The 26276-nt window shown below is 62.3% G+C and carries 22 protein-coding genes; 13 read left to right on the plus strand and 9 right to left on the minus strand.

The window, feature by feature from the left end; all coding sequences use genetic code 11:
• Nucleotide 1 precedes the first annotated feature (1 nt).
• The 3 genes from ABS88_RS01545 (at nt 2) to ABS88_RS01555 (ending at nt 3944) form a co-directional block, all read left to right on the plus strand.
• On the plus strand, nt 2–460 hold the full coding sequence (locus ABS88_RS01545) for a YqaA family protein (RefSeq protein ID WP_286748780.1): 459 nt from the start codon (nt 2–4) through the stop codon (nt 458–460).
• Nucleotides 461–902: 442 nt separating this feature from the next.
• The gene (locus ABS88_RS01550; protein ID WP_286748782.1) at nt 903–3401 is read left to right on the plus strand and encodes a TonB-dependent receptor plug domain-containing protein; all 2499 of its coding nucleotides are present in this window, start codon (nt 903–905) and stop codon (nt 3399–3401) included.
• Between the two features lie 75 nt (nt 3402–3476).
• Complete coding sequence (locus tag ABS88_RS01555) at nt 3477–3944, plus strand: RidA family protein (protein ID WP_286748784.1); 468 nt, start codon at nt 3477–3479, stop codon at nt 3942–3944.
• Here ABS88_RS01555 and ABS88_RS01560 read toward each other — a convergent pair.
• Nucleotides 3941–4882 (minus strand): LysR substrate-binding domain-containing protein, encoded by a 942-nt coding sequence (locus ABS88_RS01560; RefSeq protein WP_286748786.1) that lies wholly within the window; start codon nt 4880–4882, stop codon nt 3941–3943. The genes ABS88_RS01555 and ABS88_RS01560 overlap by 4 nt on opposite strands.
• Nucleotides 4883–4979: 97 nt before the next feature.
• Here ABS88_RS01560 and ABS88_RS01565 point away from each other — a divergent pair, with 97 nt between their 5' ends.
• Genes ABS88_RS01565 through ABS88_RS01585 form a run of 5 tightly spaced genes read left to right on the plus strand, consistent with a single transcriptional unit; the run spans nt 4980 to nt 10201 of the window.
• Complete coding sequence (locus ABS88_RS01565) at nt 4980–6191, plus strand: trans-sulfuration enzyme family protein (RefSeq protein WP_286748788.1); 1212 nt, start codon at nt 4980–4982, stop codon at nt 6189–6191.
• Nucleotides 6188–7219, plus strand: coding sequence for a transporter substrate-binding domain-containing protein (locus ABS88_RS01570; RefSeq protein ID WP_286748790.1), 1032 nt, complete (start codon nt 6188–6190; stop codon nt 7217–7219). Before ABS88_RS01565 ends, ABS88_RS01570 begins: the two co-directional genes overlap by 4 nt.
• A gap of 5 nt (nt 7220–7224) precedes the next feature.
• The gene (locus ABS88_RS01575) at nt 7225–8391 is read left to right on the plus strand and encodes an amino acid ABC transporter permease (protein WP_286748791.1); all 1167 of its coding nucleotides are present in this window, start codon (nt 7225–7227) and stop codon (nt 8389–8391) included.
• On the plus strand, nt 8388–9455 hold the full coding sequence (locus ABS88_RS01580) for an amino acid ABC transporter permease (protein ID WP_286748793.1): 1068 nt from the start codon (nt 8388–8390) through the stop codon (nt 9453–9455). The genes ABS88_RS01575 and ABS88_RS01580 overlap by 4 nt, the downstream gene beginning before the upstream one ends.
• Entirely contained in the window at nt 9452–10201 is a 750-nt protein-coding gene (locus tag ABS88_RS01585; protein WP_286748795.1) for an amino acid ABC transporter ATP-binding protein, read from the plus strand. Before ABS88_RS01580 ends, ABS88_RS01585 begins: the two co-directional genes overlap by 4 nt.
• Before the next feature lie 493 nt (nt 10202–10694).
• Here ABS88_RS01585 and hutC read toward each other — a convergent pair whose 3' ends face one another.
• Nucleotides 10695–11450 carry a histidine utilization transcriptional repressor HutC gene (hutC, locus tag ABS88_RS01590; protein WP_286748797.1) on the minus strand — a complete coding sequence of 252 codons (756 nt, stop codon included), beginning with the start codon at nt 11448–11450 and terminating at the stop codon, nt 10695–10697.
• Nucleotides 11451–11590: 140 nt separating this feature from the next.
• Nucleotides 11591–14290: a TonB-dependent receptor gene (locus ABS88_RS01595; protein ID WP_286748799.1), complete on the minus strand. Its 2700-nt coding sequence runs from the start codon at nt 14288–14290 to the stop codon at nt 11591–11593.
• A gap of 445 nt (nt 14291–14735) precedes the next feature.
• Here ABS88_RS01595 and ABS88_RS01600 point away from each other — a divergent pair, with 445 nt between their 5' ends.
• From ABS88_RS01600 to ABS88_RS01620, 5 genes are all read left to right on the plus strand, one after another.
• Nucleotides 14736–15425, plus strand: coding sequence for a cupin domain-containing protein (locus tag ABS88_RS01600; RefSeq protein WP_286748801.1), 690 nt, complete (start codon nt 14736–14738; stop codon nt 15423–15425).
• A gap of 15 nt (nt 15426–15440) precedes the next feature.
• Nucleotides 15441–16439, plus strand: coding sequence for an ImmA/IrrE family metallo-endopeptidase (locus tag ABS88_RS01605; protein ID WP_286748803.1), 999 nt, complete (start codon nt 15441–15443; stop codon nt 16437–16439).
• Nucleotides 16440–16824: 385 nt separating this feature from the next.
• Nucleotides 16825–17256 (plus strand): hypothetical protein, encoded by a 432-nt coding sequence (locus tag ABS88_RS01610; protein WP_286748804.1) that lies wholly within the window; start codon nt 16825–16827, stop codon nt 17254–17256.
• A gap of 247 nt (nt 17257–17503) precedes the next feature.
• Nucleotides 17504–18229, plus strand: coding sequence for a HupE/UreJ family protein (locus ABS88_RS01615; protein WP_286748806.1), 726 nt, complete (start codon nt 17504–17506; stop codon nt 18227–18229).
• A gap of 17 nt (nt 18230–18246) precedes the next feature.
• Nucleotides 18247–18960: a transmembrane anchor protein gene (locus ABS88_RS01620; RefSeq protein ID WP_286748808.1), complete on the plus strand. Its 714-nt coding sequence runs from the start codon at nt 18247–18249 to the stop codon at nt 18958–18960.
• Between the two features lie 249 nt (nt 18961–19209).
• Here ABS88_RS01620 and ABS88_RS01625 read toward each other — a convergent pair whose 3' ends face one another.
• From ABS88_RS01625 to ABS88_RS01650, 6 genes are all read right to left on the minus strand, one after another.
• Entirely contained in the window at nt 19210–19755 is a 546-nt protein-coding gene (locus tag ABS88_RS01625) for a hypothetical protein (RefSeq protein WP_286748810.1), read from the minus strand.
• The gene (locus ABS88_RS01630) at nt 19706–20188 is read right to left on the minus strand and encodes an SRPBCC family protein (RefSeq protein ID WP_286748812.1); all 483 of its coding nucleotides are present in this window, start codon (nt 20186–20188) and stop codon (nt 19706–19708) included. Before ABS88_RS01630 ends, ABS88_RS01625 begins: the two co-directional genes overlap by 50 nt.
• Nucleotides 20189–20218: 30 nt before the next feature.
• Nucleotides 20219–20551 carry a DUF190 domain-containing protein gene (locus ABS88_RS01635; protein WP_286748814.1) on the minus strand — a complete coding sequence of 111 codons (333 nt, stop codon included), beginning with the start codon at nt 20549–20551 and terminating at the stop codon, nt 20219–20221.
• A 66-nt stretch (nt 20552–20617) separates the two neighbouring features.
• Nucleotides 20618–23854, minus strand: a complete 3237-nt coding sequence (locus tag ABS88_RS01640; RefSeq protein WP_286748816.1) for an efflux RND transporter permease subunit — start codon at nt 23852–23854, stop codon at nt 20618–20620.
• The gene (locus ABS88_RS01645; RefSeq protein ID WP_286748818.1) at nt 23851–25002 is read right to left on the minus strand and encodes an efflux RND transporter periplasmic adaptor subunit; all 1152 of its coding nucleotides are present in this window, start codon (nt 25000–25002) and stop codon (nt 23851–23853) included. Before ABS88_RS01645 ends, ABS88_RS01640 begins: the two co-directional genes overlap by 4 nt.
• Nucleotides 24999–26267, minus strand: a complete 1269-nt coding sequence (locus tag ABS88_RS01650) for a TolC family protein (RefSeq protein ID WP_286748821.1) — start codon at nt 26265–26267, stop codon at nt 24999–25001. The genes ABS88_RS01645 and ABS88_RS01650 overlap by 4 nt, the downstream gene beginning before the upstream one ends.
• Nucleotides 26268–26276 lie beyond the last annotated feature (9 nt).

The following is a 26276-nucleotide window of genomic DNA, read 5'->3' on the forward strand; positions in this document are numbered from 1 at the left end:
GGTGGACGCAATCGACGCATCGCTCGCGGCGGCGGGTTATCCCGGGATGTTCCTCATCGCGCTGGTTGCCGCGACGCTGCTTCCGGCGCAGTCCGAACTCGTCTTCGTCGCCATGCTCGGGACGGGCCGCTTCGATCCGGCCCTGCTTCTCATCGTCGCCTCTGCCGGCAACATCACGGGATCGACGATCAACTGGGCGATAGGACGCCATCTTGCGCACCATCGCGGCGCCCGATGGTTCCCGGTGTCCGAGCCCGCGATGGCCCGCGCCGAGACCTGGTATCAGCGCTTTGGGGTCGCCTCGCTTCTATTGTCGTGGCTGCCTGTTGTCGGGGATCCTCTGACTTTTGTCGCCGGGGTTCTGCGCACCTCGCTCGCGCGTTTCCTCCTTCTGGTGACAATCGCCAAAGCCGGTCGGTATCTGGCCCTTCTGATCCTCTACGGACATTTCTCGAACTAGCTCAAGGCGGCGACGATTCGAGCCGCCTGTCCCTGGATGTCGGTTCGACGTGGCCCAGAGTCGCCTGCGGCGACGGCCGGACCATCTCCGATTGCTCGTGAGTCGAGACGCGAAATGAAAGTGCAGTCCGTTGCCATGGGGTTCGGTGACACGCGCCAATAACGCACTCCATGGATTTGTCGCCAAGCCCCAGTCGCTGCGCGCAAAGATGATCCAACCAACTGCATGAATTCCTGATGATTTCCCGCCTCCCGGCATGTCCTGATCTTCTGACTTATTATTACCAATGTGCATGATACCGGGCCAAACTCGCATTTGAAGTTAGAATGAACCGCTGTCATCAAGGTGTCACCAAAAGGGTCGGCTCCGCAAATCGCCGTTCCATGGTGGAGTGCCGAAGTATCGGCGCTTGTTGGCTCGAGATATTTCTAGGGGAACGGCGATGGGTTTATTCCAGTTGGGACGCAGATGTCTGTGCGGCGTGTCGATGGGCGCCTTCACGTTCATGCTGCTCGGTGGAACGGCCAGCGCGCAAGAGGCGAGTGAAGACGGAGCCAGGGACAATCAGGCTGAAATCATTGTCACCGGTACGCGCCGCGCAGGCATCACAGCTGTCGAATCAGCGAGACCCGTCGATATCGTTTCCTCCGACACGCTTTCCAGGCAGGGGTCTTCGAACATCAACGATGCGTTGAAAACCGCGGTACCTTCACTCAACGTACAAAAATTCGTCGCGCAGGATGGGTCAGCCTTTGTTCGCCCCTTCAGCCTGCGCGGATTGCCGCCCGACCAGACACTCGTCCTCGTCAACAACAAGCGACGGCACCGGTCGGCTCTCGTCCAGATCACCAACCAGCCGCTCGCTGCTGGCGCACAGGGAGCAGATCTGTCCGTCATTCCATCGATCGCTATCAAGAGCATCGAGGTGTTGCGCGACGGCGCCGCAGCGCAATACGGATCGGATGCCATCGCCGGGGTGATCAATTTCCGCCTCAAGGATGCGAGCGAAGGTCTCGAACTCGTCGCTCGCTACGGCCAATATTATGAGGGGGACGGGGAGGATTACACCGTACAGGCCAACGCGGGACTGCCACTGACTGCCGACGGCTTCTTCAACATCAGCGGAGAATATGTTCGCTCGAAACCCACCTCCCGGGGAGCCCAGCGGCCGGATGCCCAGGCGCTGATCGATGCCGGCAATACAGCAGTTCCGGTTCCTGCGCAGCGGTGGGGCAATGTGAACAGCGAAGCCGCGCGACTTTTCATCAATGCCGAAGTCGCAACCGGCGATGATGCCACGGCCTATTTGTTCGGGAATTATAGCTGGAGCACCGGCGATACAGAATTTTTCTATCGCAATCCCGCGGCACGACCTGACGTCTTCGGAAGTGTTCCGCTTACCAATGTGCCGGGAGGTCCACGCTTCTCCTTCGCAACGCAGTTCCCGGGCGGCTTTACGCCCGTGTTCGGAACAGAGATCAAAGATCTCAGCCTCGCCGGCGGACTGAAGGGCGAAACGCGCGGACTTAACTATGACTTCAGCGCCATCATTGCGCAGAACTCAATCCAGTATAAGCTCTCGAATACGATAAACCCGTCGCTCGGTCCCGATTCGCCGACCAGTTTCCGGCCCGGCAAGGTGGCGCAGCGCGAAACGCAATTTCACGCGGATTTCTCCTACCCCTGGGAAACCGGAGTTTTTGCCGAACCGCTGAACATTGCCTTCGGCGCCGAATTTCGCCGCGAAACCTTCGAAATCACCGCCGGTGACGTCGCATCCTATATAGCCGGACCCTATGCCCGCGTTATCGATCCCGACACAGGCCAGCCCATCGGATTAGCCGTCGGTTCGTCGGGCTTTCCCGGTTACGATCCATCGACCGCCGGCACCTTTTCACGGAGCAATTGGGCCGCCTATGTCGACCTCGAAGGCGATGTTGCGCGAGGCTTGACCTTGGGCCTGGCCGGCCGGTTCGAGGATTTCTCGGACTTTGGGAGCACCTTCAACTGGAAGGCATCGGGGCGATACGAGATTACCGACTGGTTCGCATTGCGAGGCTCGGTGAGCACGGGATTCCGGGCTCCCACGCCCGGCCAATCGAATATCTCCGATGTTGCCACGAACGTCGATCTCAATTCCGGCGGCCTTCTCCTGACCGCTACTCGTCCTCCGACCGACCCGGTCGCCCAATTCTATGGCGCTCGGCCACTCGATCGGGAAAAATCGAAGAATATAGCGGCCGGCGTTGTGTTCGACCTGCCCGGTGGATGGGTGTTCACGGTCGATTATTTCAATATCAAGGTCGAAGATCGCATTGCCCTGACCTCGCGCATTCCGATCACTGCAGCGGATCGGGCTGCTATGCTGTCCCAGGGGATCGATCCGGGCGATGTACAAAGCGTTCGTTTTTTCGGTAATTTCTTCGATACCAAGACCGAAGGTGTGGACGCTGTTTTTTCCAAGAACTGGCGGCTCGACAGTGGTCTCAATCTCGGGCTGACGGCCTCGCTGAACTACACGAAGAACCGGATAACCAATGTCCGCGATCCGCGGGCCGTCGATCGCGAACGCCGGATCGAGATCAGCGCCTTCAACCCCAAATGGCGCGGCAACATAACGGCCAGCGCCGAAAGCGGTCCCTTTTCCGCGCAGCTTCGCGCCAGCTATTATGGCAAATGGACCGATGCCGTCCCGAACGCGGTGCCTACGCCCAATGCTTTCGATCAGACCTTCGATGCCCAGTGGCTCGTCGATCTGGAAGTGAGCTACGACCTCACCGAAAATTTCCGCTTGGCGGTCGGCGCCGACAATCTCTTCGACGTCTATCCCGACAAGGACCTGCGTCCGGGGCAGACGCTCAACGGCATTGTCTATCCGCAGTTCTCGCCTTTCGGCTTCAGTGGCGGCTTCTGGTACGCCCGCGGCACGATGAAGTTCTGAGTTCGGTCTCCCTGAAGCCTTGCCCGTCCGGCACGACCGGATGGGCAAGGCCATCCTTCATCAATGGAGAATATGATGTCTGGCCTCGTAGATTCCCGGCTCGACGCGCTGGGCATCAAGCTTCCCGTCCTCGCCCTTCCTGTCGCCAACTACCTCCCCCATATTATTGTCGGGAACGTCGTCCATCTGTCGGGGCAATTAGCTCGGGGAAATAGTGGCATAATCGCCGGTCTAGCCGGAGAGACGCTCGACGTCAGCATGGCGGCCGGAGCGGCACGTCAATGCGGTCTTGCCTTGCTCGCCGCTTTGCGCGACGCATTGGAAGGCAATCTCGACCGCGTCGAAGCCTGTATCCGGATCGACGGTTACGTCGCCTGCCGCCCCGATTTTCAAGACCATTCCACCGTGATCAACGGCGCATCCGATCTCATGGTGGAAATATTCGGCGACCGGGGATGCCATGCGCGGGTAGCCGTGGGCGTGGCAAGCCTCCCCTTAGGCGCGGCAGTCGAGGTCGCCGCCAATTTCCGGATCAAAAACTAGTCGGGTACGACGGCCTGGATGATGCCGAAGCGGTCCTCGCAAATTCGCGCTACTTCATCGCGCTCCCGTTTCAGAATGACGATCAAGTCGTCGAGAAGACGTGAACGCGATCGCTGAGGCGGCAGAATAAGCAATGTCCTGAAGCAAATGGCGGGTTCGAATTTTCGCGCGACCAGACCGCTTGCTTCGAATTCGCTCGACACAAATGCCATCGCATTGGTGAGGCCGACACCGACGCCGTCTGCGACCAACTGGCACACAGAGGCCGCAAACTGGGTTTCCACCACAACGTTGGGTTCTGCTCCCGCGGAGGCGAGGGCGGCGTCGAGCTGCTTTCGGGCCGTGTCGTCCGGCGAGAGTGACACCAATGGAATATCGTGAAGATCCGCCGGTCCGATGACCTCCTGGCTCGCAAGGGGATGCTCGGCCCGCATGACACAGATGCCCTGCGTGGTGAGGAAGGGTTCCGCAATCAGGTTCGCGGTGTCGATCTCGTCGGCGCAAAGACCGATATCGTGCGATCCGCTCGCGACCAGATTTCGGACGATACTGGAATTGGCGATTTCGAATGTAACCGTGACACCGGGCTGATCCTCGAGGAATCGCTTGATAACACGCGGCATCATCGACAGGCCGATTGCCGCGGAAGTCGCAATTCTGAGTGACCCGGCGCCGACGGCCCGAATTCTCGCGACGGCCTGCTTCAGCCGGTCGAGGCCCACATATGTGTCGATGATCTCCTGGTGAAGCAAATGCGCCTCGGACGTCGGAATCAGCCGGGGTCCCGACCGTTCGAACAGCCTGAGACGCGTGACATCCTCCAGCCTCTTGAGCGAGCGACTGATGGCAGGTTGGGAGACGCCGATCAACTCCGCCCCGCGCGTCGTCGATCCCGTGCGCATGACGGCATTGAATGCTTCGATCAGACTGAGGTTCATCGTCCTACTATTACATGAACGCATAATGATGCGCCATACTTCGATTTGAACGAAGAATTCCTACCGCTTAGCCTTGTGGCCAAGGAGTAATTCTCGCATGCACGACGATACGAAATGTCTCAGACCTCCTCCGGCGGAAGGTTCCTTCGCAAGCCTGGTCGTCCCCGTTCACCGCGCATCGACGATCGCATTCGAAAGCGTCGAGGATTATCAAAATCGCCGTGCTGCGATGTATGACGGATATTCCTACGGCCTCTATGGTACGCCCACCTCGCGCACGCTCGAAAATGCAATCGCGGCGATTGAGGATGCGACCCGCGCCATGGTGCTACCGTCGGGATTCGCAGCAATCGTCGTTACCACGCTCGCCTGCACCGCCGCGGGGCGGCGCGTGCTGTTTCCGGATACCGCTTATGATACGGTGCGTCCTTTCGCCGAGCGCTTCCTCGGCGGAATGGGAATCAAGTCGACCTACTATGATCCCATGGCTGGAGCGGCGATCGGTTCGATGCTCAAACCCGATATCGGCCTGGTCTGGGTTGAGTCTCCCGGCTCCATGACGCTGGAGGTTCAAGATGTTCCGGCAATCGCCAATGCCTGCCGGGATCGCGGTATCAAGGTGGCAGCCGACAACACCTATGCAACGCCACTTCGCTGCAAACCGTTGGCGCTCGGCGTCGATGTCTCGATTTGTGCCGTGTCGAAATATGTCTCGGGACATTCCGACGTCGTTATGGGTTCGATCGCAGTCGATGACGAACAGCTATTCCGGCGGTTGAAGGATTATGCCCGCTTCATGGGAATGGGGGTGTCCGCGGACGACGCGAGCCTCGTGCTTCGCGGCATGGAGACGATGGCCGTTCGACTGGATCGCACCGAATTGACGACATTGCGAGTTCTCGATGCGATCGCCGGCCACCCCGCCATAGAAGAAGTCCGCCATCCGGCGCTCGCAACAAATCCCGGACACGAATATTGGAAGCGTGACTTTTGTGGCTCCACCGGACTGATCACGCTCTTTCTGAAGCCCGTGGCAGCCAATGTGCTCGCGGCGGCAATCGAATCCATGGATCAGTTTGCCATCGGGGCGAGTTGGGGCGGGACCAAGAGCATCGTTGCCGTGCTGGATCGCCCACCGCTACGGACCGCAACGGCCACCCCTCATGACGGACCGCTCGTACGGCTGAGCATCGGTCTCGAAAACGTCGAGGACCTCCTCGCGTCGCTGTTGCCGGCACTGGATATGATCGCGGCAGACAGCAAACTGCCCACCTCTTCGCCATCACAAAAAAATGGGGCCGCACAATGAATATGATCTCGAAAAACCTTCTTATCGTCTCGGCCGCAGCCCTGGCGCTTGCCGGCTGTTCGGGCAAAGAAAAGCGCACGAGCCTCGTCGACAAGATCAAGGCCAGAAACGAACTCTATTGCAGCGGCAGCCAGGGTGTCCCCGGGCTCTCCCGGCCGGACGAAAAAGGCGTCTGGCGCGGTTTCGACAGCGATATCTGCCGGGCCATAGCGGCGGCGATCCTCGGCGATTCCAAAAAGGTTCGCTTCGTTCCGCTAAATGCCGCCCAGCGGCTGCCTGCGGTGCAGACCGGCGAAATCGATGTGCTGTCGCGTACGTCGACACTGACTTTCACTCGCGACATGACGATCCGGTTCGTGTCGACAACCCTCTACGATGGCGACGTAATCATCACCCGCAAGGCCGATGGCATCGACGAACCCGGGAAACTGGCCGGGCGGACGGTTTGCATGCAAGGCGGCGGAAGTCTGGTCGAAGGTGCGCTCAATGAGCTGGAAGAAAAATACAAGTTCCAGATGAAGCGGGTCTATTTCGATTCCACCATTACCGCCCGTGACACCTATTTCGCGGGTCGCTGCGACGCTTATGTCACCGATGGTCTTGCGGCGCAGAGCCAGATCGCAACCGTCGCGAAAAATCCCGCGGATCACAACACCATGTACACCGGCGACGCGATCGAGCCGAATGGCGTTGCGATCCGGCGCGGCGACGACAAGCTGTTCGACGTTGCCCGATGGACCGTCAACGCCCTGATCTGGGCAGAGAAAAACGGTATCACCCAGGCCAATGTCGACGAAATGGCACGCAACGGCGACGAACTCACCAAAAGGATACTTGGCGGCGACCCCAGTTTCGGCCGAGCCATGGGACTCGATCCCAAATGGGCCTATAACGTCATCAAACAGGTCGGAAATTATCAGGAAATCTGGGACCGGAATCTTGGTGCCGACACGCCGATCAAGGCCGACCGCCGCTTGAACAAGCTGTACTCGGACGGCGGCCTCATGTTTCCCTTGCCTTGGGAGTGAGGAGCGTGACCGCAGTGGAAAGGGCGAGCAGCGTCTTTTGGACGCGGCGTCGGCGCGACCTCGCCTATCAGACATTGTCGCTGCTGGCGGTATTCGGTTTCGCGACGCTCATCGTTGCGACCGCGTCGAATAATCTCGCCGAGCGCGGAATCGAGGCGGGAACGGAATTTCTTGGTGATCGGGCAGGATTCAGCCTTTCCGAGACCTCGCTTCCCTATTCGCCTGACGACAGCAATCTGTGGGCTATTCTCGTCGGTATCGGCAACACGCTGGTGGTCGCGGGTCTCGTCTCGCTCTACTCGACGATCCTTGGCCTGTTTCTCGGCATCGCCAGGATCAGTGACAACCCGCTTGCCGCCGGCCTGTCGAAGGCATGGGTCGAAGTCGCGCGCAATTCTCCGCCGATCCTGATCCTGCTCTTCCTCTACAGCGCGATCGGTAAGGTGCTTCCCATCGTCGACGCGGTAACATTAATGCCGCATATCCTCGTTTCGCAGCGCGGGTTCGCGCTCCCCTGGTTTTCACATCCGGGATCCGCTCTGTCGATGGCACTCGGTGCCGCGGCGGCTATCGCACTGCTCCTTTGGACGAACCGGGCCGTAACGCGGGCCCAGCAGCGAACCGGGCGGAGGCCTCCCTGGCTGAAATTCGTTTCGCTTGCGCTTGGTAGCATCTTCCTGGCGCTGGTACTGTTCACATGGCAGGATATCAAAGCGGATCTGCCCGTTGCGAACGGTCCGGACATCAGCGGCGGGATCGTGGTGTCGCCGGAGTTCTTTTCCCTGATTGTCGGCCTGACATTTTACACCACCGGTTTTGTCGCGGAAATCATCCGCACGGGGCTTCTCTCCGTTCCCCGAGGCCAGTGGGAAGCGGGATATTCGATTGGACTCTCGCGGTGGCGCACACTCCGGCTGGTGGTCATTCCGCAAATGTTGCGCGTGATCATTCCGCCAATGACGAGCCAGTATATCAACATCGTCAAGAACAGCACGCTGGTCATTGCTATCGGCTACGCCGACTTCATGGTGGTGATGGGAACGATGATCAACAAGACGAGCCATGCGATCGAGGGGACGCTGATCATCATCGCGACCTATCTGCTGATCAACCTGTCGCTGTCAGCGCTGATGAGCCGGGTCAATCGTCTCGTACAGGTGGCGGAACGATGATGGCCAGGGCACGCATCGTAACGATGGCCGGAACGCCATCCCTCGCGCGGCGTCTGGTCGGGTCTCCCGGCAACGCTCTCATCACACTGTTGCTCGCGGCATCGATGGTCGTGATACTGCCTCCGCTCGTTCGCTGGGCGATCACCGACGCCGCGCTTTTTCCGGCGGTGCCGGAAAGTTGCCGGGCCGTTTCCGGCGCATGCTGGAGCTTCATCGTCGCCAAGCACAGCCAGATTCTGTTCGGCATCTATCCCGATGCACAGCGGTGGCGTCCGCTTGTCGTTTGCGTCATCCTTCTCGGCCTGCTGGTCTTTTCGGTGAGGCCTCGCGCCTGGCAACCCCGGCTAGCCATTGCGTGGTTCGCCGCCCTGGGCCTCTCGTGGTGGTTGATGGCTGGAGGCGCGGGCCTGGTTCCCGTCGGATCGGATCTCTGGGGCGGTTTGCCCGTGACCCTCATCCTCACTGTCGTCGCGATCGGCCTCGGCTTCCCGACCGGCGTCCTTCTCGCGCTTGCGCGGCGATCGACCCTGCCGGTTATAAGGCTACTAGCGACCTTGTTCATCGAGACGACGCGCGCGCTCCCCCTGTTGAGCATTCTCTTCATCGCATCGATCATGCTTCCTCTGCTGCTCCCCGAAGAAATTCTCCCGGACAAATTCTTTCGGGCGCTCATTGCGCTATACCTCTTTGCATCGGCTTATCTCGCCGAAGTGGTCAGAGGCGGCCTGCAGGCTATCCCGAGGGGGCAATATGAAGCGGGCGAAGCGCTCGGGCTCCCCTATTGGCAGCTGCATCTCAAAATCATCCTGCCCCAGGCGATCGTCGTCGTGATTCCGGCGCTGACCAATACCGTCATCGTGATGATCAAAAATACGAGTCTCGTGCTGGTCGTTGGCCTGTTCGACCTGATCAGTTCGGGCAAGGCCGCCCTCGCCGATCCGGCGTGGAGTTCGCCGTCGATCGAAACCTATCTGTTCATCACGCTGATCTATTTCCTGCTCTGTTTCGGATTCAGCCGCTTTGCTGACCGGCTCGAGCGACGAACGAAAGTCCCCACAAAATGAATGAGTCCAATCAGGTTCCCGTCGTCACCCTGTCGAATGTGGAAAAGCATTTTGGAGCCTTTCAGGCTCTCCGTTCGGTGAATCTCGAGGTTGCACGCGGCGAACGGATCGTGATCTGCGGCCCGTCGGGATCTGGCAAATCAACGCTGATCCGTTGCATCAACCAGCTCGAACGGCATGAAGCCGGGGACATTTTGGTCAACGGGCGCAAGGTGGGCTCCGAACCCAAGCAGCTTGAAGCCATCCGCCGGGAAGTCGGGATGGTCTTTCAGAGCTTCAACCTTTTCCCCCATCTGACCATTCTCGAGAATTGCACATTGGCACCGATATGGGTCAGAAAGCTTTCCAAGAGAGAGGCCGACGAAAAGGCGATGGCGCTGCTGGAGCGCGTTCGTATACCCGATCAGGCCCACAAGAAGCCGGGCCAGCTTTCCGGTGGCCAGCAGCAACGCGTTGCGATCGCACGCGCCCTGTGCATGGAACCGAGCATCATGTTGTTCGACGAGCCCACTTCCGCGCTCGATCCCGAAATGGTCAAGGAAGTTCTGGACGTGATGCTGGGCCTCGCCGAGGATGGAATGACCATGCTCGTGGTGACCCATGAAATGGGATTCGCCCGTCAGGCGGCGGATCGAATCATCTTCATGGACGAGGGCCGTATTCTGGAGTCCGCGACGCCAGAGAAATTCTTTGCCGATCCGGAGCACGAGCGCACGAGAGCCTTTCTTAGCCAGATTCTGCATTGAGGAGCGTCCAGGTCGGCTCGCTCTCCTGTATGCCGGTCCCGGAAAAGCCAATGCAGAGATGGCACCAGGCTGTCGAGATGGAACTCGAACGGGCCAACTGACGCCGCATACCCTTGCCGCCCGCCTTCTCGGCGATGTGATCGCTCTGCTTGCAATGGTTGCGGGCGGAGCAGTCCAAAGCCGTGTTCGACAACATGCCTGCACTTGTCCGGCAGGCGATCCGCGCAATCCAGTTTGGGGCAGGAATCGGCAAATGCCGGGGAGCCGCGACCAAGGCGAGCGAACCGATGCCGGACCGTGAACGCTTCGCTTGTCGCACGGCAAATAAAAAGATATCCGCGAGAAAGCTACATCCGGAATCATATCGTGGCCCGGATGTCGTGACCGGCAAGCGGAAGGACCGCAAGGACTGGCCCGATCCGCGCAAACCCAAGACCGAACTCGTCAAGGAAATGCAGGCCGCCGTCGCAAGCAGCGGATCTGGAAATACGTCCTACAAGGCGGCGGTAAGCTCGAAGCGGTTCCCCGGATGCGTCAGCGTCGCAAAGGAAGCGACTCTTCCCTGGCTCCAGGTTCGGCGTGTCATGACGAGCGCGGGCTCTCCCGCGCGCATATGAAGGAGCTTGCGAACACGCGGCTCAGGCATGACCGAACGTACCCGATGCTCGAAGCGTTCGATCGGTGCGACCTGCGTCAGATATTCGTTGGGCGTATGTTCGGAGAAGTCCAGATTGCAGTAGCCGGGCGCGATCGCGGCCAAAACATAGCGGTCTTCGAGCTGGAGCGGCTCGCCAGCCTCATAATGAACGATGATCGAATGAAAGACCGAGGTTCCGATCGCTACGCCCAGAAGCGGCGCCGAATCGGCATCGCTCTTGAGCGCTGCATTCTCGACCACCTCGGCGTGATATTCATGACCGCGCCCACGGATTTCGTCGGCGATATTGCGGATCTCGATCATGTGGCCGATCGGCTGTTGCTCGGCGATGAAGGATCCGACGCCCGCGTGGCGAATGATCACGCCTTCCTTCTGCAACTCGCGCAATGCGCGGTTGGCAGTCATTCTCGAGACACCGAACCGGTCGACGAGTTCGGCTTCCGAGGGAAGCCGGTCGCCGGGCTTGAGCGCCCCACTCTGTATTCCTTCAGTCACCGACTGTTTAATCACCGCATAGAGCGGATCGGCCCCAAGGCCCGGCCTGCCATCTCGCATTGAGGCGCGCGGTTTCAGATCAAACGTCATGTTCATAGCGTGATGCTCTCCCTGCACCATAGATAGTGGCTGGCCGCGGGGCGGCAATAGGGCACAAGGTTTCCGGCCTCAGAGAAGAAAGGCCCGGCCTGCATATCTGCAAACCGGGTCGAAAGAAATGCGACGTGTTCACAGGATCATTTGAACTTGTAGCTCATGCTTACATAGTAGCGCCGATACGACAGATCATATGTCATCGTATCGGTATTACCGTCGGTATAGCTGCGAATGTACGGCGCCTTTGTGTCGAACAGATTATCGACACCGAATGCGATCCGCGCTTCGTTGTCGAATTCATAGGCCAGCTGAAGATTATTGTAGAGAATATCCTTGGTCTTGTAGCCGATGTTGGCCGGAGCGGCGTTGAAGTCCTGCGCCTTGCCCGTCCACTGGACCGAATAGGTGCCGGTGAAGCCTCCCTTGCCGAGGCTCAAGACACCATAGCCGCGCCAATGCGGAAAGCCTCCGTTGCCGCCGCCAATACGACCATCGTAGATGATCGGCGGAGCGCTTTCATAAGGCGTGATCTCATATTTATCGAGATAGGTGATATTCATATTGAGCGATGCATCGAGCGACCCGATCCGGCCCGCGTAAAGCGCGCCGAAGTCGATACCGCGCATATCCTCACGGCCGACATTGATCAGTTGCGACGACAAGAGCGAAACCTCGCCGGTGACCGTGCTGCGCGCGATATCCGAAGGCCCGCAGAAAGACAGGCCGAGGCCCGGCGTGTTATAGCAGAGCGCGAGCTTGGTCGAGCCCGCGAGCGACCGGATTCCGCCGCGGATCTTGATGTCATAATAGTCTGCGGTGAGCGTCAGGCCCGGCGCGAAGGTCGGCTCGTAAACGACACCGGCTGTCAGCGTCTTCGCGGTTTCGGGCTTCAGGTTCCGATTGCCACCGGTGTTGGTGAGGATCGAGTTGCCAAGCTGGACATAGCCAGCCGGGACGCCGGCTGCGCGGCAATTGGCGACGAGCACCGCATTGCTGCTGGTCGAATAATTGCTGCACGGGTCGGTGGTCGTGAGGTTGCCCTGGACGACGCCGGCGAAGAGCTCCGGCACGGTCGGCGCGCGGAAGGCCGTGCCGTAGGTGCCGCGAATGCGCAGACCTGCGCCGAAGAGCCAGTCGCCGCCGAACTTGTAGTTCCAGCTTCCGCCGAACAGGTCATATTTGGAGTAGCGAACTGCGCCGTTGAGCGTCAGCTCCTCGATGAACGGAAGGTCGGCCAGAATGGGAGCCGAGACTTCCAGATAGGCCTCGCGGCTGACGAGCTTGCCGGAAATGGGATCCTGCTGGTTGGTGTTGGCAATGCCAAGCACGGTCAGCGGATCGGGATCGCGCCAGCCCTTGTCCTGCCGGTAGGTGACGCCGGCGGCGATTCCGAGCGGCCCGCCGGGCAATTCGAACAGCGAGCCGTGAACATCGGCGCTCGCCGTCAGCAATTCATTGCCGCCAGTGTCGCGCGACGTGAAGAGGATATATTTGAGCACCTCGGGCGTGAGATTGGCGCCGAGATAGTCGCCGCACGGGATCGCCGCGCCCGTCGCGAAGCTGCAAACGGCGGGGTTCAGCGAATTGCGCACCCGCTCGAGGTTTGCGATATTCGTGAAACCGTCGATGCCGGTGTTGCGGCCGTAGCCGGCCGACACTTCATAGCGCCAGTCGCCGGCGATGCCGCCCTTGAACCCTGCCGTCGCCTGGAGCGTATTGGTATCCTGGAAGGCGACGCGGGGCCCCGCTTCGGCAAGACGGCGCTGGATGAGCGTGATGTTCTGGCCGGTGGGATTGGTCGGATTCGCAGCCGAGACCGCTAGGTTGCGGATGGTGCCTGGCGTCGCAATCTGCTTCGACTCGCGGTGCGTGTAGAGAAATTCAGCGAAGAAATCGATGTCGTCGCTGATTTCATAGTCGGCGAACATCGCCGTGCTGATCCTCTGGATCGGGCTCACCGCGTTGATATAGGGATTGCCGTTGAAGTTATGCTTCGACGCCACATAGGGCTCGTAGAAATTTCCGTTGCCGTTCGGATCATTGTTGAAGTTGATCTGGCTACCGTCGGGCAGCGCCGCGCGTCCGCCCGCCGTCGATGCGCTGTCCACGCAAACGAGCGCGCCGCCCACTTCGCCGAGCCCGCAGGGCGCCCGGCTCGCCATGTTGATCGGCGAGGTGTCCTGGAAGGTCGCGTAGAAGGATATCCCGCCGCGATCGTTGCGGAGCCCGAGCGACAGGTCGATCGTCGTGCTACGCCCGTCTCCGCGCTCGGTAATCCCCTGCCGGGCCGCGAGTCCGAGTCCTTCGAAATTGCGCTTGGTGATGAGATTGACGACGCCTGCGACCGCATCGGTCCCGTAGATGGCCGATGCGCCATCCTTGAGCACGTCGACCCTTTCGAGCGCCTGCGTCGGGATCATGTTGAGGTCGGGCGACGTGTTCGCGCCCGTGCCGCCCGAAACGAGCCGGCGGCCATTGAGAAGGGTCAGGGTGCGATTGATCCCGAGCCCGCGAAGGTTGACCTGCGACGTGCCCCAACCCCGGCCGGTCCAGTAGGCATTGCCCTGGTTCCCGGCGAAACCGGCCGAAGCGGGAAGGCGCTGAAGAATGGAGTCGAGGTTAACCGCGCCGGTGTTCTCGATTTCCTCGGCGCCAACGACCGAGATCGGGTTGGCGGCGGCGACGTTCGCGCGGGGGATGCGGCTGCCGGTGACGATGATATCGCCACCATCTTTCGGCGCGCTAGCGCTCTCTTCGGCTGACTGCGCGAACGCCGTCGTGCTCATAAGGCTCAGCATAGCCGTGCCAGCGAAAAGATTGATGAAATTCGACGGTTTCATAATGGCCCCCTTGTTGCGGCTCGATAGGACTGTCTCGCTCCTGCGCACCTTTTCATTTGTAGTTGCGGCCGGAGAGCCTCGGCGGCGCCCGGCCATGTGCAGCGTTTTTGTGACATGATTCGCGCAAACGTCAATACCTGTATATACGTTTATGCATATTTGACGCCGTCGCCGCATGGAGGAAGCGATTTGCCTATTGACAGCCTTCTGCTTGTATAGACATGTAGTGTCATATCCGGGCGATGACTCGGACCAACAGGGGGCGCGAATGATGATCTGCCACGCCGAATTGCCGGGCCTTCATGCCTTCGCCCTCCGCTCCTCAGGCGGCATCTGCCTATCCCGTCCGCTGGCGAAAGCCGGACCGCTGGCTGGCGCCCGCCATCATCGACCGATTACCGATTGTGAGGATTTCGACTGCAACTGAACTGAAAGGAAGACGACGATGAAGCTTGCCATTATTCTGGCCGCCGCGCTGCTGCCGGCAACCGCGTTCGCACAGGCCCATCATGGTGATCATTCGCACGACGAAAACGATAATCATGCGCAAGCAAATGCCCCTGTCCTTCCGAAGAAAACGGTCCCCGCCACATCGATTTCGCCCGAATATGTCCAGTTCGCGACGAACATCGAGATTATCCCCGACATCGAAAAGGCGGTCGCCTCGCCCTCGGCGCTCCTGACGCACGAAGGCCTGTTCGGGCCGCTCCTGTTCGCCGAGCAGAACCGCGCCTTCTTCATCGAGCTCAAGCCGGGCATGTTCCTCGCCGAGCATCCCCACCCGACAGGCAGCATTATCTATACGGTGCGCGGCAAGTGGGTGCTCGCCAGCGAAGGCAAGCGCCAGGTCATGGAAGCCGGCTCGCTCTTCCGCTTCGGCGACCAGATGCCGACGGGATGGGAAGCCCCATTCGGCGAAGGCGCGCTGCTCCTGGTCGTCAAGGGCAAGGCGCCCAACGACGGCTATGAGACCTTCAACAAGGGCATCCTGTCGATGCAGGCGGCGGTCGACAAAGAGCGCAAGGAAGGCACGGCATTCTATTACAATGCGCTGGCGCCCAATCACCCTGCGATCGTTTTCGCGCGCAGCGTCAACCCCAACTTCGACACGGTGCTGAAGAACATCAAATATTGAACCGGGGGACCGCCCATGTACCGTAAATTCGCCCTGGCGGCAGCGCTTCTCGCGCTGCCGCTTTACCAGGCCATTCCGGCATCCGCAGGGGCGCCCGCCGCCCCTGCGAAGCCGAAGCCCGTCGCCTGGCAGAAGGTTTCGTCAGTCGATCTTGCCGAGTTCAACAAGGATATCGTGCCCGGCAAGCTGACGATGGACGTCGCCATCTACATGCCGTCCAACTTCGACCCTTCCTTCAACAAGCTGAACCTGCCGAAAATGCTCGAAGGGCTTCGGGCTGCGAAGGAAATCTACCGCCCGGCGGGCGTCCAGATCAATCTGCTCTGGGTCAAGACGGGCGCGATCGATCCGCGTTTCCTGGCACTCCAGGCAAACGAGATTCCGCGCATTCCCGACACCGAATATGTGAACTCCTACGAGGCATCGAAGCGGCATCCGACCGAACTGACGGCCCAGGCCCGCGACGCCTTCGGGTCGATCATCGAGCCGGACAAGAATAACAAACGGACGATCTACCTCGTTGCGCTCCAGGATGTGGTCATGCCCTTCCTCGATCCGTCGGACAAGCGCAACTGGACGGTCAAGATGGTGCGGACGGGCGGCCTCTCCTTCCCGACCTATTCGTACTACACGAGCCTCCCCGACCAGTTTCGGGGCGTCATCACCATCACCAACCTGTCGACGCCGAGCCGCCAGCGGCGGACGATCGCGCACGAACTCGGTCACAAGGTGATGAATGTCAGCCACGAATATAAGGAGACCAGCCCAGCCCACGAAATTTTCGCGGACGGCGGCCTGATGCTCTACGGTTCGGGCGAAGACATTCCGTCGGGCGCCGCAGGACGCTGGCACCTCGAGCGGCTGCGCATGTCGCCCTTCCTCTATGTGCTCGGCAGCGACGGAAGCAAGAAATGGAACCCCGACTATAAGGACGGCGGGCATTATTATGACCCGCTCTATGGCGACAAGGTCGTCCACTTCCCGGGCCAGTCGAGCATGGATCCCAATTGGTAAGCGGATTTGTATCCGCCGTCCGGCTTCTGCGGAGCAGTCCCCCGGAGAGCCGCAGTGACTATGCGGGCGTTCGGCCGGCCCTCTCCCCGGGGGCAGGCCGGGCGTCCGCAGGTTGCGACGTTCTGAAGCAGGTGCCTGCTCGCTGTCGTCAGTATGTCGCCCCGACGCCGGATTCCGCCTCGCCGTTCGGCGCGCGGCCCGACCATGGCTTGCCGGGCCTCACGCAAGGCCAGCGGCAGGGGGTATCGGCATGAGACCGTCCTTCGCAGCCATTCAGGAGAGCGCTGCGCGCATGAACCGGCGGCTGACGGTCCCTGGCCGCAGTCGGGGCCGGAAGATCGCGACGTTCGTTGTCAAGTCGCCGCGCGCCCGATAGGAATTGGCTGTGCTCCGGACCATCTTCTCGGCTCGTGAAAGAATTCATGCTGCGATATGCGGTGCATTGATGCTGTTCTATGCGGCAACGATGCCGGCCAAGGCGGCCGACCAACTCCAGCATTCCTCGGCGCTAATGGTCTCGCATGCGCACGATGGTCTTGGCGGTTTTTCGGTCGATGCGGTGCATGACGACCACGATCACCAATCCGCGCATCATGGCGATGGGGCGGATACCGGCGAGCCGACGGACGGCGAGATGGCGGACGGACATCATCATCATGGCGATGCCGGCCCCAATATGCTCGTTTGCGAAACCCCTATGCCCTCCTCCCTCTTGCTCGCGGACGACCTTTACGGCGTTGGCAAAGAGCGATCGATCACGGGCCTCCGACCCGTCGGCCCCGAAAGACCGCCCAGACGTTTCTCGCTGATCGCCTGAGCCGGCTACCGGCGCGCGGGGTGTTTTCCACCTTTCAGCGGGGCCTTTGTCCCATGCATCCCATCCAGCGCGCACCTTGGCCGGTTGCCAACGCGCGGCCTGTCCGGGGCCAGATTCCGGGTCCGAACGCGCCCCCACCCCCCCGCGCGCCGCGACGCCCGAACCGTCCCCGGCCTGACTGCCATTCCCCGCACGCAGCGAGCTGTGCGGGCGTCCTACTTTTCTTCGTTTTCAGGAGATGCTCCCTATGTTTATCCGCACGATCGCTCCACCCGGGGCGACCAGTCGAAAGCTGCTGCTCGCCGCAAGCCTCGTTCTTCTTGTCCTGCTCACGGCCGGCACCGAAGCCTGGGCGCATAATGTCGCCGAGGGCGACAAGGGCTATATCCAGGAAAGCAGCGGCATCCTCTTCTGGCCCTTCGTCTATCTCGGCGCCAAGCATATGGTCACCGGTTACGACCATCTGCTCTTCCTCTTCGGCGTCATCTTCTTCCTCTACCGGATGAAGGACATCGGCCTTTATGTGACATTGTTCGCGATCGGCCATTCGACCACGATGCTCTTCGGGGTGCTCACCGGCATCAGCGCCAACGCCTATGTCATCGACGCGATCATCGGCCTCTCGGTCGTCTACAAGGCGCTCGACAATCTCGGCGCCTATCAGCGCTGGTTCGGGTTCCAGCCGAATACCAAGGCCGCGACATTGATCTTCGGTTTCTTTCACGGCTTCGGGCTCGCGACCAAGATCATCGAGTTCGAGATCGCCAATGAGGGGCTGATCCCGAACCTTCTTGCGTTCAATCTTGGGGTCGAGATCGGGCAGCTGCTCGCGCTCGGCGCCATCCTCATCCTCATGGGATATTGGCGCCGCACGCCAAGTTTCATGCGCCACGCCTTCGCCGCCAATGTGCTGCTGATGACCGCGGGCTTCGTGCTCGTCGGCTACCAGCTCGCCGGCCTCGCCATCAGCTAATCCAAAGGATAATTATCATGTTCAATTCCCAGCGTCCCCAAATCGAAGATCTGCCGACGACCGGCCAGCTCCTCCGCGCGACCGCGCTCGCGATCGCCGCCGCCGGTGCGATCCTCGTCACGGTTGTCCTCCCCAGCGAATATGCGATCGACCCGACGGGCATCGGCCGCCAGCTCGGCCTCACCGATATGGGCGAGATCAAGGCGCAGCTTGCCGAGGAGGCTGCACGCGACGCCGCCGCCGAAGCGGCCGTCCCGGCGCCCGCCGCGGTGGCGGCCACCGATACCGCTGCGCCGCCCGTGGTCGCTCCCCCGGTCGAGGAAGCCGTGAAGGAGGTCGCGGCCGAAACGACCGCACCGGCCCCTGTGGTGGCAGCGGTTGCCAAAACCGCCACACCGCCGGCAGCCCCCAGTCAGCGATCCGACACGATGAAGCTTACCCTTGCCCCCGGCGAATCCACCGAGATCAAGGCGACGATGACAAGCGGGGCGAAACTGTCGTTCGACTGGTCGGTCGAGGGCGGCCACGTCAATTTCGACACCCACGCCGACGCACCTGGCATATCCTATCATGGCTATGGCAAGGGCAAGGAGTCTACCGGCGACAAGGGCGAACTCGTCGCCGCCTTCGACGGCAAGCATGGCTGGTTCTGGCGCAATCGTTCGGAGGGGCCAGTGACGATTACGCTGCGCATCAAGGGCGAATATAGCGACGTCAAACGCATGCTCTGACGCATCGTCCCCAGGACCCCATGGAGCGACCTGCCCGGACATAAAATTGTTATGTCCGGGCAGGTTCGAACTTTTCGCTTCCTTTGGCATGCCCGGGATGGCCGCGATGTACGATGATCGGCAGGCTGTCGCCGGCCGACGCATGAGGAAGAGCGGCAATTGGGAAGCGGTCGGCGGGACAAGACTATTGGACAGGCCGTGCACCTCGATGGTCGCCCCATCGAGACGCAACGCTCAGAGCGGGGCAGATCAAAGGCGCCGGCAGCGGCGCGCCGGCTGCCCTACTTCCTCGATACTTGCCCAATCCTCGTTGAAAAGCACATTGATATTGTCGCCCACGAAGGTCAGCTGAGGGGCCGGGGCCGACATCTCGTGCGCCCGGTCGCGATAGAGAATGCGCGCGCGCGTGCCGCCATCGGAGAATTCGGCGGACAGGCGCAGGTCATCGGGACAGGCATAGATGCGCCGGACGACCTCGGACTTGCGGTTGATGTCACGATAGGTCTCTTCCTCCGGCCCCTGCGAGCAGCCACCCAGCAGAAACAGGGCGAAGACCGGAACGCCGAAGACGGCCCGGGATAGCGATAATTTCCGTTCTGGCGCGAACATCGCGAAATCCTTCTTGAATTGCTCAGTCCGGTCGCCGAGATCGGCGGCCCGTCCATTATTTGTCGCCGCGGGCACGGGGGGATGTTGCGCCCGCGGCGTGACGGGGCCCAGGGACGTCCCCGCCAAAGCTCGAAGTTCAGCGCCGCGTTCGCGGGCGCCGGGCCTGCGGCGGATGAACGCCGCCACGGCGCTCCACCGACAGATGCTGTGCCAGGTTGCGATCACTCGCCTCGAGAAACTTCGTGAAGTTTCCGCGCAGCACCCGGCTCGGTACGAACGGCGACAGAAAGCCGCGGCAGGTCAGGCTGTGGATGAGGAAAGTTCCGGCGGGTTGCGGAACCAGTTCATAGCACTCATCGAACGATATGAGCCGGCCGAACCCGAAGCGGATGCCGAGCTGCAAATGCATCTCGGCCACGAGAATATGCGCCGCCATCGGCCGCAAGATCTGCTTCCCGTCTTGTCCGATGAAACGAACCCGAATTTCCTCGCCGGCCCGAGCCTCGCCGCTGAGCCGCACAAAGGGATGCCAGCGAGAATAGTCGGCGAAGCGGGTCAGCGCAGTCCAGACCCGTGCCGGAGGCTCCTTCAGCAGGGATTCGTTGGTGACCGTAAGCATGTTCCTCTCCCGAAAAGACCGGCAGGCCCGTCAGCCCTCGGCCCGCCGCATGCCGTGCAGCACTTCGACCGGTCCCAGCGTCACGAGGCCGATACCGTGCTTCGGCCCGATCTCTTCGGCGAAGGCGCGCAGCAGGCTCTCCTCGTCGATGATCTCGATGATCAGCGGATATTTGGGATCGGGCAGATGCAGCTCGTGATTGAGCTTGCGCGGACCGTAACCTACCCAACCACGGACGATCGTAAAGCCGAGAAGACCGTGCGATTTCGCATGGTCGAGGATGTCTTCCCAGAGCGGCACGTCGCCGCTGGGTGCCAGTTCGTCGGTGAAGATGCGCAATTGCGCATATTGTAGCTTTGTCATGATCTGTCTCTCCATATCTGTACGAAAGGCAGGTCCGGCGGCGTCACGCGCCGCCGGACTCGTCGGTCAGGTCGCGGGCGCGAGCGGCACCGGATCGTGCTGCGGGCGGGGACGGGTGTCGCGGCGGTACATCCACGCCGTGATCGCCGGCAGGACGAGCAAGGTGAGCACCGTACAGGTGATCAGCCCGCCGATGACCACGGTCGCGAGCGGTCTCTGGACCTCCGCGCCGGTGCCCGTCGCGAGCGCCATCGGCACGAAGCCGAGGCTTGCGACGAGCGCGGTCATCAGCACCGGCCGGACGCGCTCCATCGCGCCGCCGACGATCGCCTCGTCATCGCTCATGCCATTCTCGCGCCGCTGGCGGATCGCGCTCATCATCACGAGCCCGTTCAGCACGGCGACGCCGGAGAGGGCGATGAAGCCCACCGCAGCGGTGATCGAGAAGGGAATGCCGCGAAGGAGGAGCGCGAACACCCCGCCCGCCAGCGCCATCGGCACCGCGCTGAACACGATCCCCGCCGGCCGGAGGCCGCCGAGCGCCATGTAGAGCAGGCCGTAGATGGCGAGGAAGCAGATCGGGACCACGATCAGCAGCCGGAGGCGTGCCGATTGCAGGCTTTCGAACGTGCCGCCCCAGTCGGTGTACATGCCGGCCGGCAGCTTGAGCTCGCCGATCTTCTCCTGCGCTTCGGCCACGAAACCGCCAAGGTCGCGTCCGCGGACGTTGACCTGGACGACGACCATCCGCTTGCCATTTTCGCGGCTGATCTGGTTGAGGCCCTGCGTATAGCTGAACCGCGCCACTTCGCGCAGCGGCACCGAGCTCGCGATCTGCCCCTCTCCTGCCGGCAACATGACCGGGATCGAGCCGAGCGTTTCAAGATCGTCGCGCTGGGCATCGGGGAGACGGACCACGACCGAGAAGCGGCGATCGCCCTCGAAGAGCAGCCCCGCCTCGCGCCCGCCGAGTGCGGCCGCGACGGTGTTGGCGACCTCCTCGACCGACAGCCCGTAACGAGCCGCCGCGAGCCGGTCGATCTTGACGTCGAAGGTCGGTGCCCCCGACGTCTGCTCGGCGCTCACATCGCCCGCCCCCGGTATCTTCCGGAGGACGGAGGCGATGCGGGTGGCCTCGGCGCTCATCGCGTCGAGATCGTCCCCATAGAGCTTGACCGCGACGTCGGCGCGAACGCCGGCGATCAGCTCGTTGAAGCGCATCTGGATCGGCTGCTGGATTTCCGTGCGGTTCCCGATCAGCGGTTTCATCCGCGCCTCGATCCGCTTCAGGATATCCTCCTTGCTGTTGACGCCTTCGGGCCACTCGCTTTCTGGCTTCGGGATTACATAGGTGTCCGAGGCATTGGGCGGCATGGGATCCGTACCGAGGTCGGCATTGCCATTCTTCGAGAAGACCAGCGCCACCTCGGGCAATGTCTTCAGCGCGTCCTCGATGCGAAGCTGCATCTGCGTCGACTGGTCGATCGACGCCGAGGGCACGCGGAAGTTGGTGACCGTGATGTCTTTCTCGTCGAGCTGCGGCATGAACTCCTGACCGAGGAAACCGAAAGCGAAGACGGCGGCGAGGAAGACCCCCGCCCCCGACGCCACGAAAGGCAGGGGACGCGCGACCGCCTTGTCGAGCAGCGGCGCATATTTTTCTTTGAACCAGCGGATCGGCTTGACCTCGGTCTCGCTGACCTTGCCCTTCACGAAGATCGCGATCATCGCGGGGATGAAGGTGAGCGAGAGGACGAAGGCCGAAGCGAGCGCCACCATCAAGGTGACAGCCATCGGCGAGAAGGTTTTGCCCTCGACACCCTGGAAGGTGAGCAGGGGCACGAAGACGAGGAAGATGATCGCCTGACCATAGACGGTCGGACGGATCATTTCCTGGGCAGCGATTGTGGTTTCCTCCATACGTTCGGCGCGGCTGAGCAGGCGCCCTTCATGCTCCTGCCGCTCGGCAAGCCGCCGCAGGGCATTTTCGACGATGATGACCGCGCCATCGACGATCAGACCGAAGTCCAATGCGCCGAGGCTCATCAGATTGCCCGAGACCCCGAGCCGGTTCATGCCGGTCGCGGTCATCAACATGGTGATCGGGATGACCGCCGCGGTGATGAGCGCGGCACGGATATTTCCGAGCAGCATGAACAGGATCGCGATGACGAGCAGCGCACCCTCGACAAGGTTCTTTTCGACCGTCGCGATCGTCGCATTGACGAGCTTCGAGCGGTTGTAGACCGGCTCGGCGAACACGTCGGGCGGCAGATTCTTGTTGATCTCGGTGAGCTTGTCCGCCGCGCTGTTGGCGACGATGCGGCTGTTGCTGCCGATGAGCATCAGCACGGTCGAGATGACCGCTTCCGAGCCCATGCGGCTGCCCGAGCCGGTGCGCACCGCGCCGCCGATCACGACCTCGCCGACATCCTTGACGCGAACCGGCGCCCCGCCCCGCGTCGCGACGACGGCTTCCTCGATCTCGGCGATCGATTTCAGCCGCGCGTCGGCGCGCACGAGAAAGCTCTCGCCCGCCCGCCGGACATAGTTGGACCCCGCCGAGAGGTTGGCCCGTTCGAGCGCGTCGGCGAGTTCGGTGACCGAGAGGCCATAGGTCGCCAGCGCGTTGAGGTTCGGCTGGACGAGATATTGCTTCACATAGCCGCCGTTCGAGTCGACGCCGGCGACGCCCTCCACGGTGCGCATCTGCGGACGGATCACCCAATCCTGGACCGTCCTGAGATAGGCCGCCTTGGCGAGGTCGGTCGTCAGCCGTTCACCCTCGGGGGTGAGATAGGCTCCGTCCGACTGCCAGCCGGGCTTGCCGTCGACGATCTTCACGCCCTTGCCGTCGGGATGACGGAAAGCGACCGAGTAGAAGAAGATCTCGCCAAGTCCGGTGCTGAGCGGCGCCAGATTGGGCTGGACGCCGGCCGGCAGGCTGTCCTTCGCCTGCGCCAGCCGTTCGGTGACCTGCTGGCGCGCGAAGAAGATGTCGGTGTCGTCGGTGAAGACCGCCGTTACCTGGCTGAAGCCATTGCGAGTCAGCGAACGGGTCATGGTGAGGCCCGGCACACCGGCAAGCGCAGTCTCAATCTGGAACGTGACCTGCTTTTCCATGTCGACGGGACCGAGCGTCGGGTTGAAGGTGTTGATCTGGACCTGCCGGTTGGTCACATCCGGCACGGCATCGATCGGCAGCTTGGTGATTTGCCAGCCCCCGATCGCGACGACGAGCAGGGTCAGGGCGACGACGGCCCATCGCCACCTGACCGATAAGCTCAATATGCGGCTGATCATTCCGCCGACTCCTTCTCGAGTTCGGCCTTCAGCAGGAAGGCGTTGACGGTCGCGATCGGCGTTCCGGCTTTCAGCCCCGACGCGATCGCCACCATCCCGCCGCTGCGGCTGCCGACGCGCACCGTCTGGGCGCGGAAGCCCGTCTTGGTGCGGATGAAGACGACGGTGCGGTCACCGATGGTCTGGACGGCATCCTGCGGCACCATCACGCCGTCGCTGACCGCGCCGCCGCTGGCGAAGATCCGCGCCTGGATGAGCTGGCCCGGAACCATCTGCGACACGCCGCCGGTGGGCGTCACGACCACCGTCGCGGCGCGTGTCGTCGGATCGACGACACCGGTTTCGGAGCGCACCCGGCCTTCGATCACCATGCCGTCGGCGGTGGTCAGCTCGACCCGGTCGCCGGCACGAACGCGCGCGGCGTCGGTCGGCGGCAGGCTGGCGGTGATCTGGAGCCGGCTGCCATCGGCGACCCGGAACAGCTCGGTTTCGGCAGCGACAAACTGGCCAAGGCTCGCCGGCGCCGCGGTGATCCGGCCCGATACCGGGCTGACCACCGACACCGACCGGCCATCGGACGCCACCTTGGTGGCGCCAGCGGCGGCCGCGGCGCGCTGCGCATCGGCCTGCGCGACCGCGAGATTGGCCTGCGCCGTTTCATAATCGGCGCGGGGCGAGACACCCTGGTTCATCAGCGTGCGTTCGCGTTCGAGCTGGCGCTGGGCGAGCTGGACGCGGGCCGCGGCCGCGCTGCGATCGGCAACAATCGCCGAGGCATCGCGGCTTTCGACCAGCGCAATCGTCTCGCCAGCGCGGACCGGATCGCCGATGCGTTTGAAGATGCGCGTGACGGTTCCGCCGGCGCGCGCGGTGAGCACCGCTTCGGCGTCGGGCGTCGCCTCGACCGTCGCCGAAGCCGGGATGGCGGCATCGAGCTCGCCCCCTGCCGCGGCGGCGACCTTGATCTGCGAGGATTCGATCCCCTCCGGCGTGATGGCGATATCGTTGCTGGCGGCAGCGCTCTTCTCGGCGACAGCTTCGATCGGCGCGGCATCGGGCTGCGTCATGCGCGCAACGCCGAAGCCGAGCGTAGCGGCGATAGCGAGCGCGACAGCCGCACCCGCATAAAGGCGGTTCTTCTCGGTCATTGGATGATTTCCCCCGTGATGGTGGTGCCCTGGAGTCGGGCAAGGGCGGCGCGCGCATCGAGCCGCGCCGCTTCGGCGTCGAGAACGACGCCGCGCGCGAGGCCGAGGCCGTGCCGCGCCGCGAGCAGCTCGATCAGCGGCGCCTTGCCGCTCTCGTAAGCGATGCGCGCGAGGCGGTAGCCTTCCTCGGCGGTCGCAAGCGTCTGCTGTGCCGCAGTGACGCGGACGTTCGCCGCTTCGTTCAGCGTCATGGCCGCTTCGATATTCGACGCGGCCTCGAGCCGCGCCGCCTCGACGCGGGCATCGGCGCCGCGCAAATCGGCCTGCGCCGCAGCGATATTGCCGCGGTTGCGGTCGAAGAGCGGCAGCGGCACGCTGACGCCGACGAGCAGCGCATTGGCCTTGTCGCCTTCGAGCCGGCGCGCGCCGACCGATACGGTCACATCGGGCGTTGCGGCCCGCTTCGCGACCGACACCCGAAACACCGCCGCATCCCTCTCAGCTTTCGCCGCGAGATATGGCGCCGTCTGGAGCGGATCGAGCGGACCGTAGCGCGGGGCGGGATCGAGACGCTTCAATAGTGGTTCGGCAAGCGAGGTGAATTGCGTCCCCTGCCCCGAGAGCGCCGAGAGCCGGGCATAAGCCGCCACCCTTTCGGCGACCGCCGCGCTCAGCTCCGCGCGAAGCGAATTGGTCTCGGTCTCGGCCTGGAGGCTACGCAGCCGCGCTTCCTTCCCGGCCCTAACGAGAGCCCGCGCGACGCGGAGATCCTCTTCGGCCTCCTCGAGCTCGTCCTCGGCAAGTAGGACACGGCGATCGGCAATCTCCGCCGCACCATAGGCGCGCGCGAGATCATAGGCGTAAGCGAGCCGGCCATCGACGCCGCGCGCCTTGGCTGCCTCGACGCCGGCCACGCCGGCTGCAATGCGTGCAGAGCGCTTGCCCCCCAGCTCGATCGGCTGGTTGAACTGGATCGTCGTCTCGGACCGGTTGTAGCCATTATAGGGGCTCTGGCCGCCGATATTTTCGGTGAGCGCACTGACGCTCGGATTGGGACGCACGCGGGCTTGCTGTGCAAGACCTTCGGCCCGCGCGATGTCCGCTTCGATGATTTCCTGACGCGGAGCATCTTCGGTCGCCCGAAAAAGCTCAGCGAAGGGCGGCGCGGTTTGCGCCATGGCGGCAGCGCTGGCCAATGTGCCAGCGGCGCCGAGCAGGCCCAGCAACGCGTTTCGCACGCGTCGCCGGCCGAACGGATCGGTCATGGGAAAAAC

Source organism: Sphingopyxis sp. SCN 67-31, assembly GCF_001725095.1.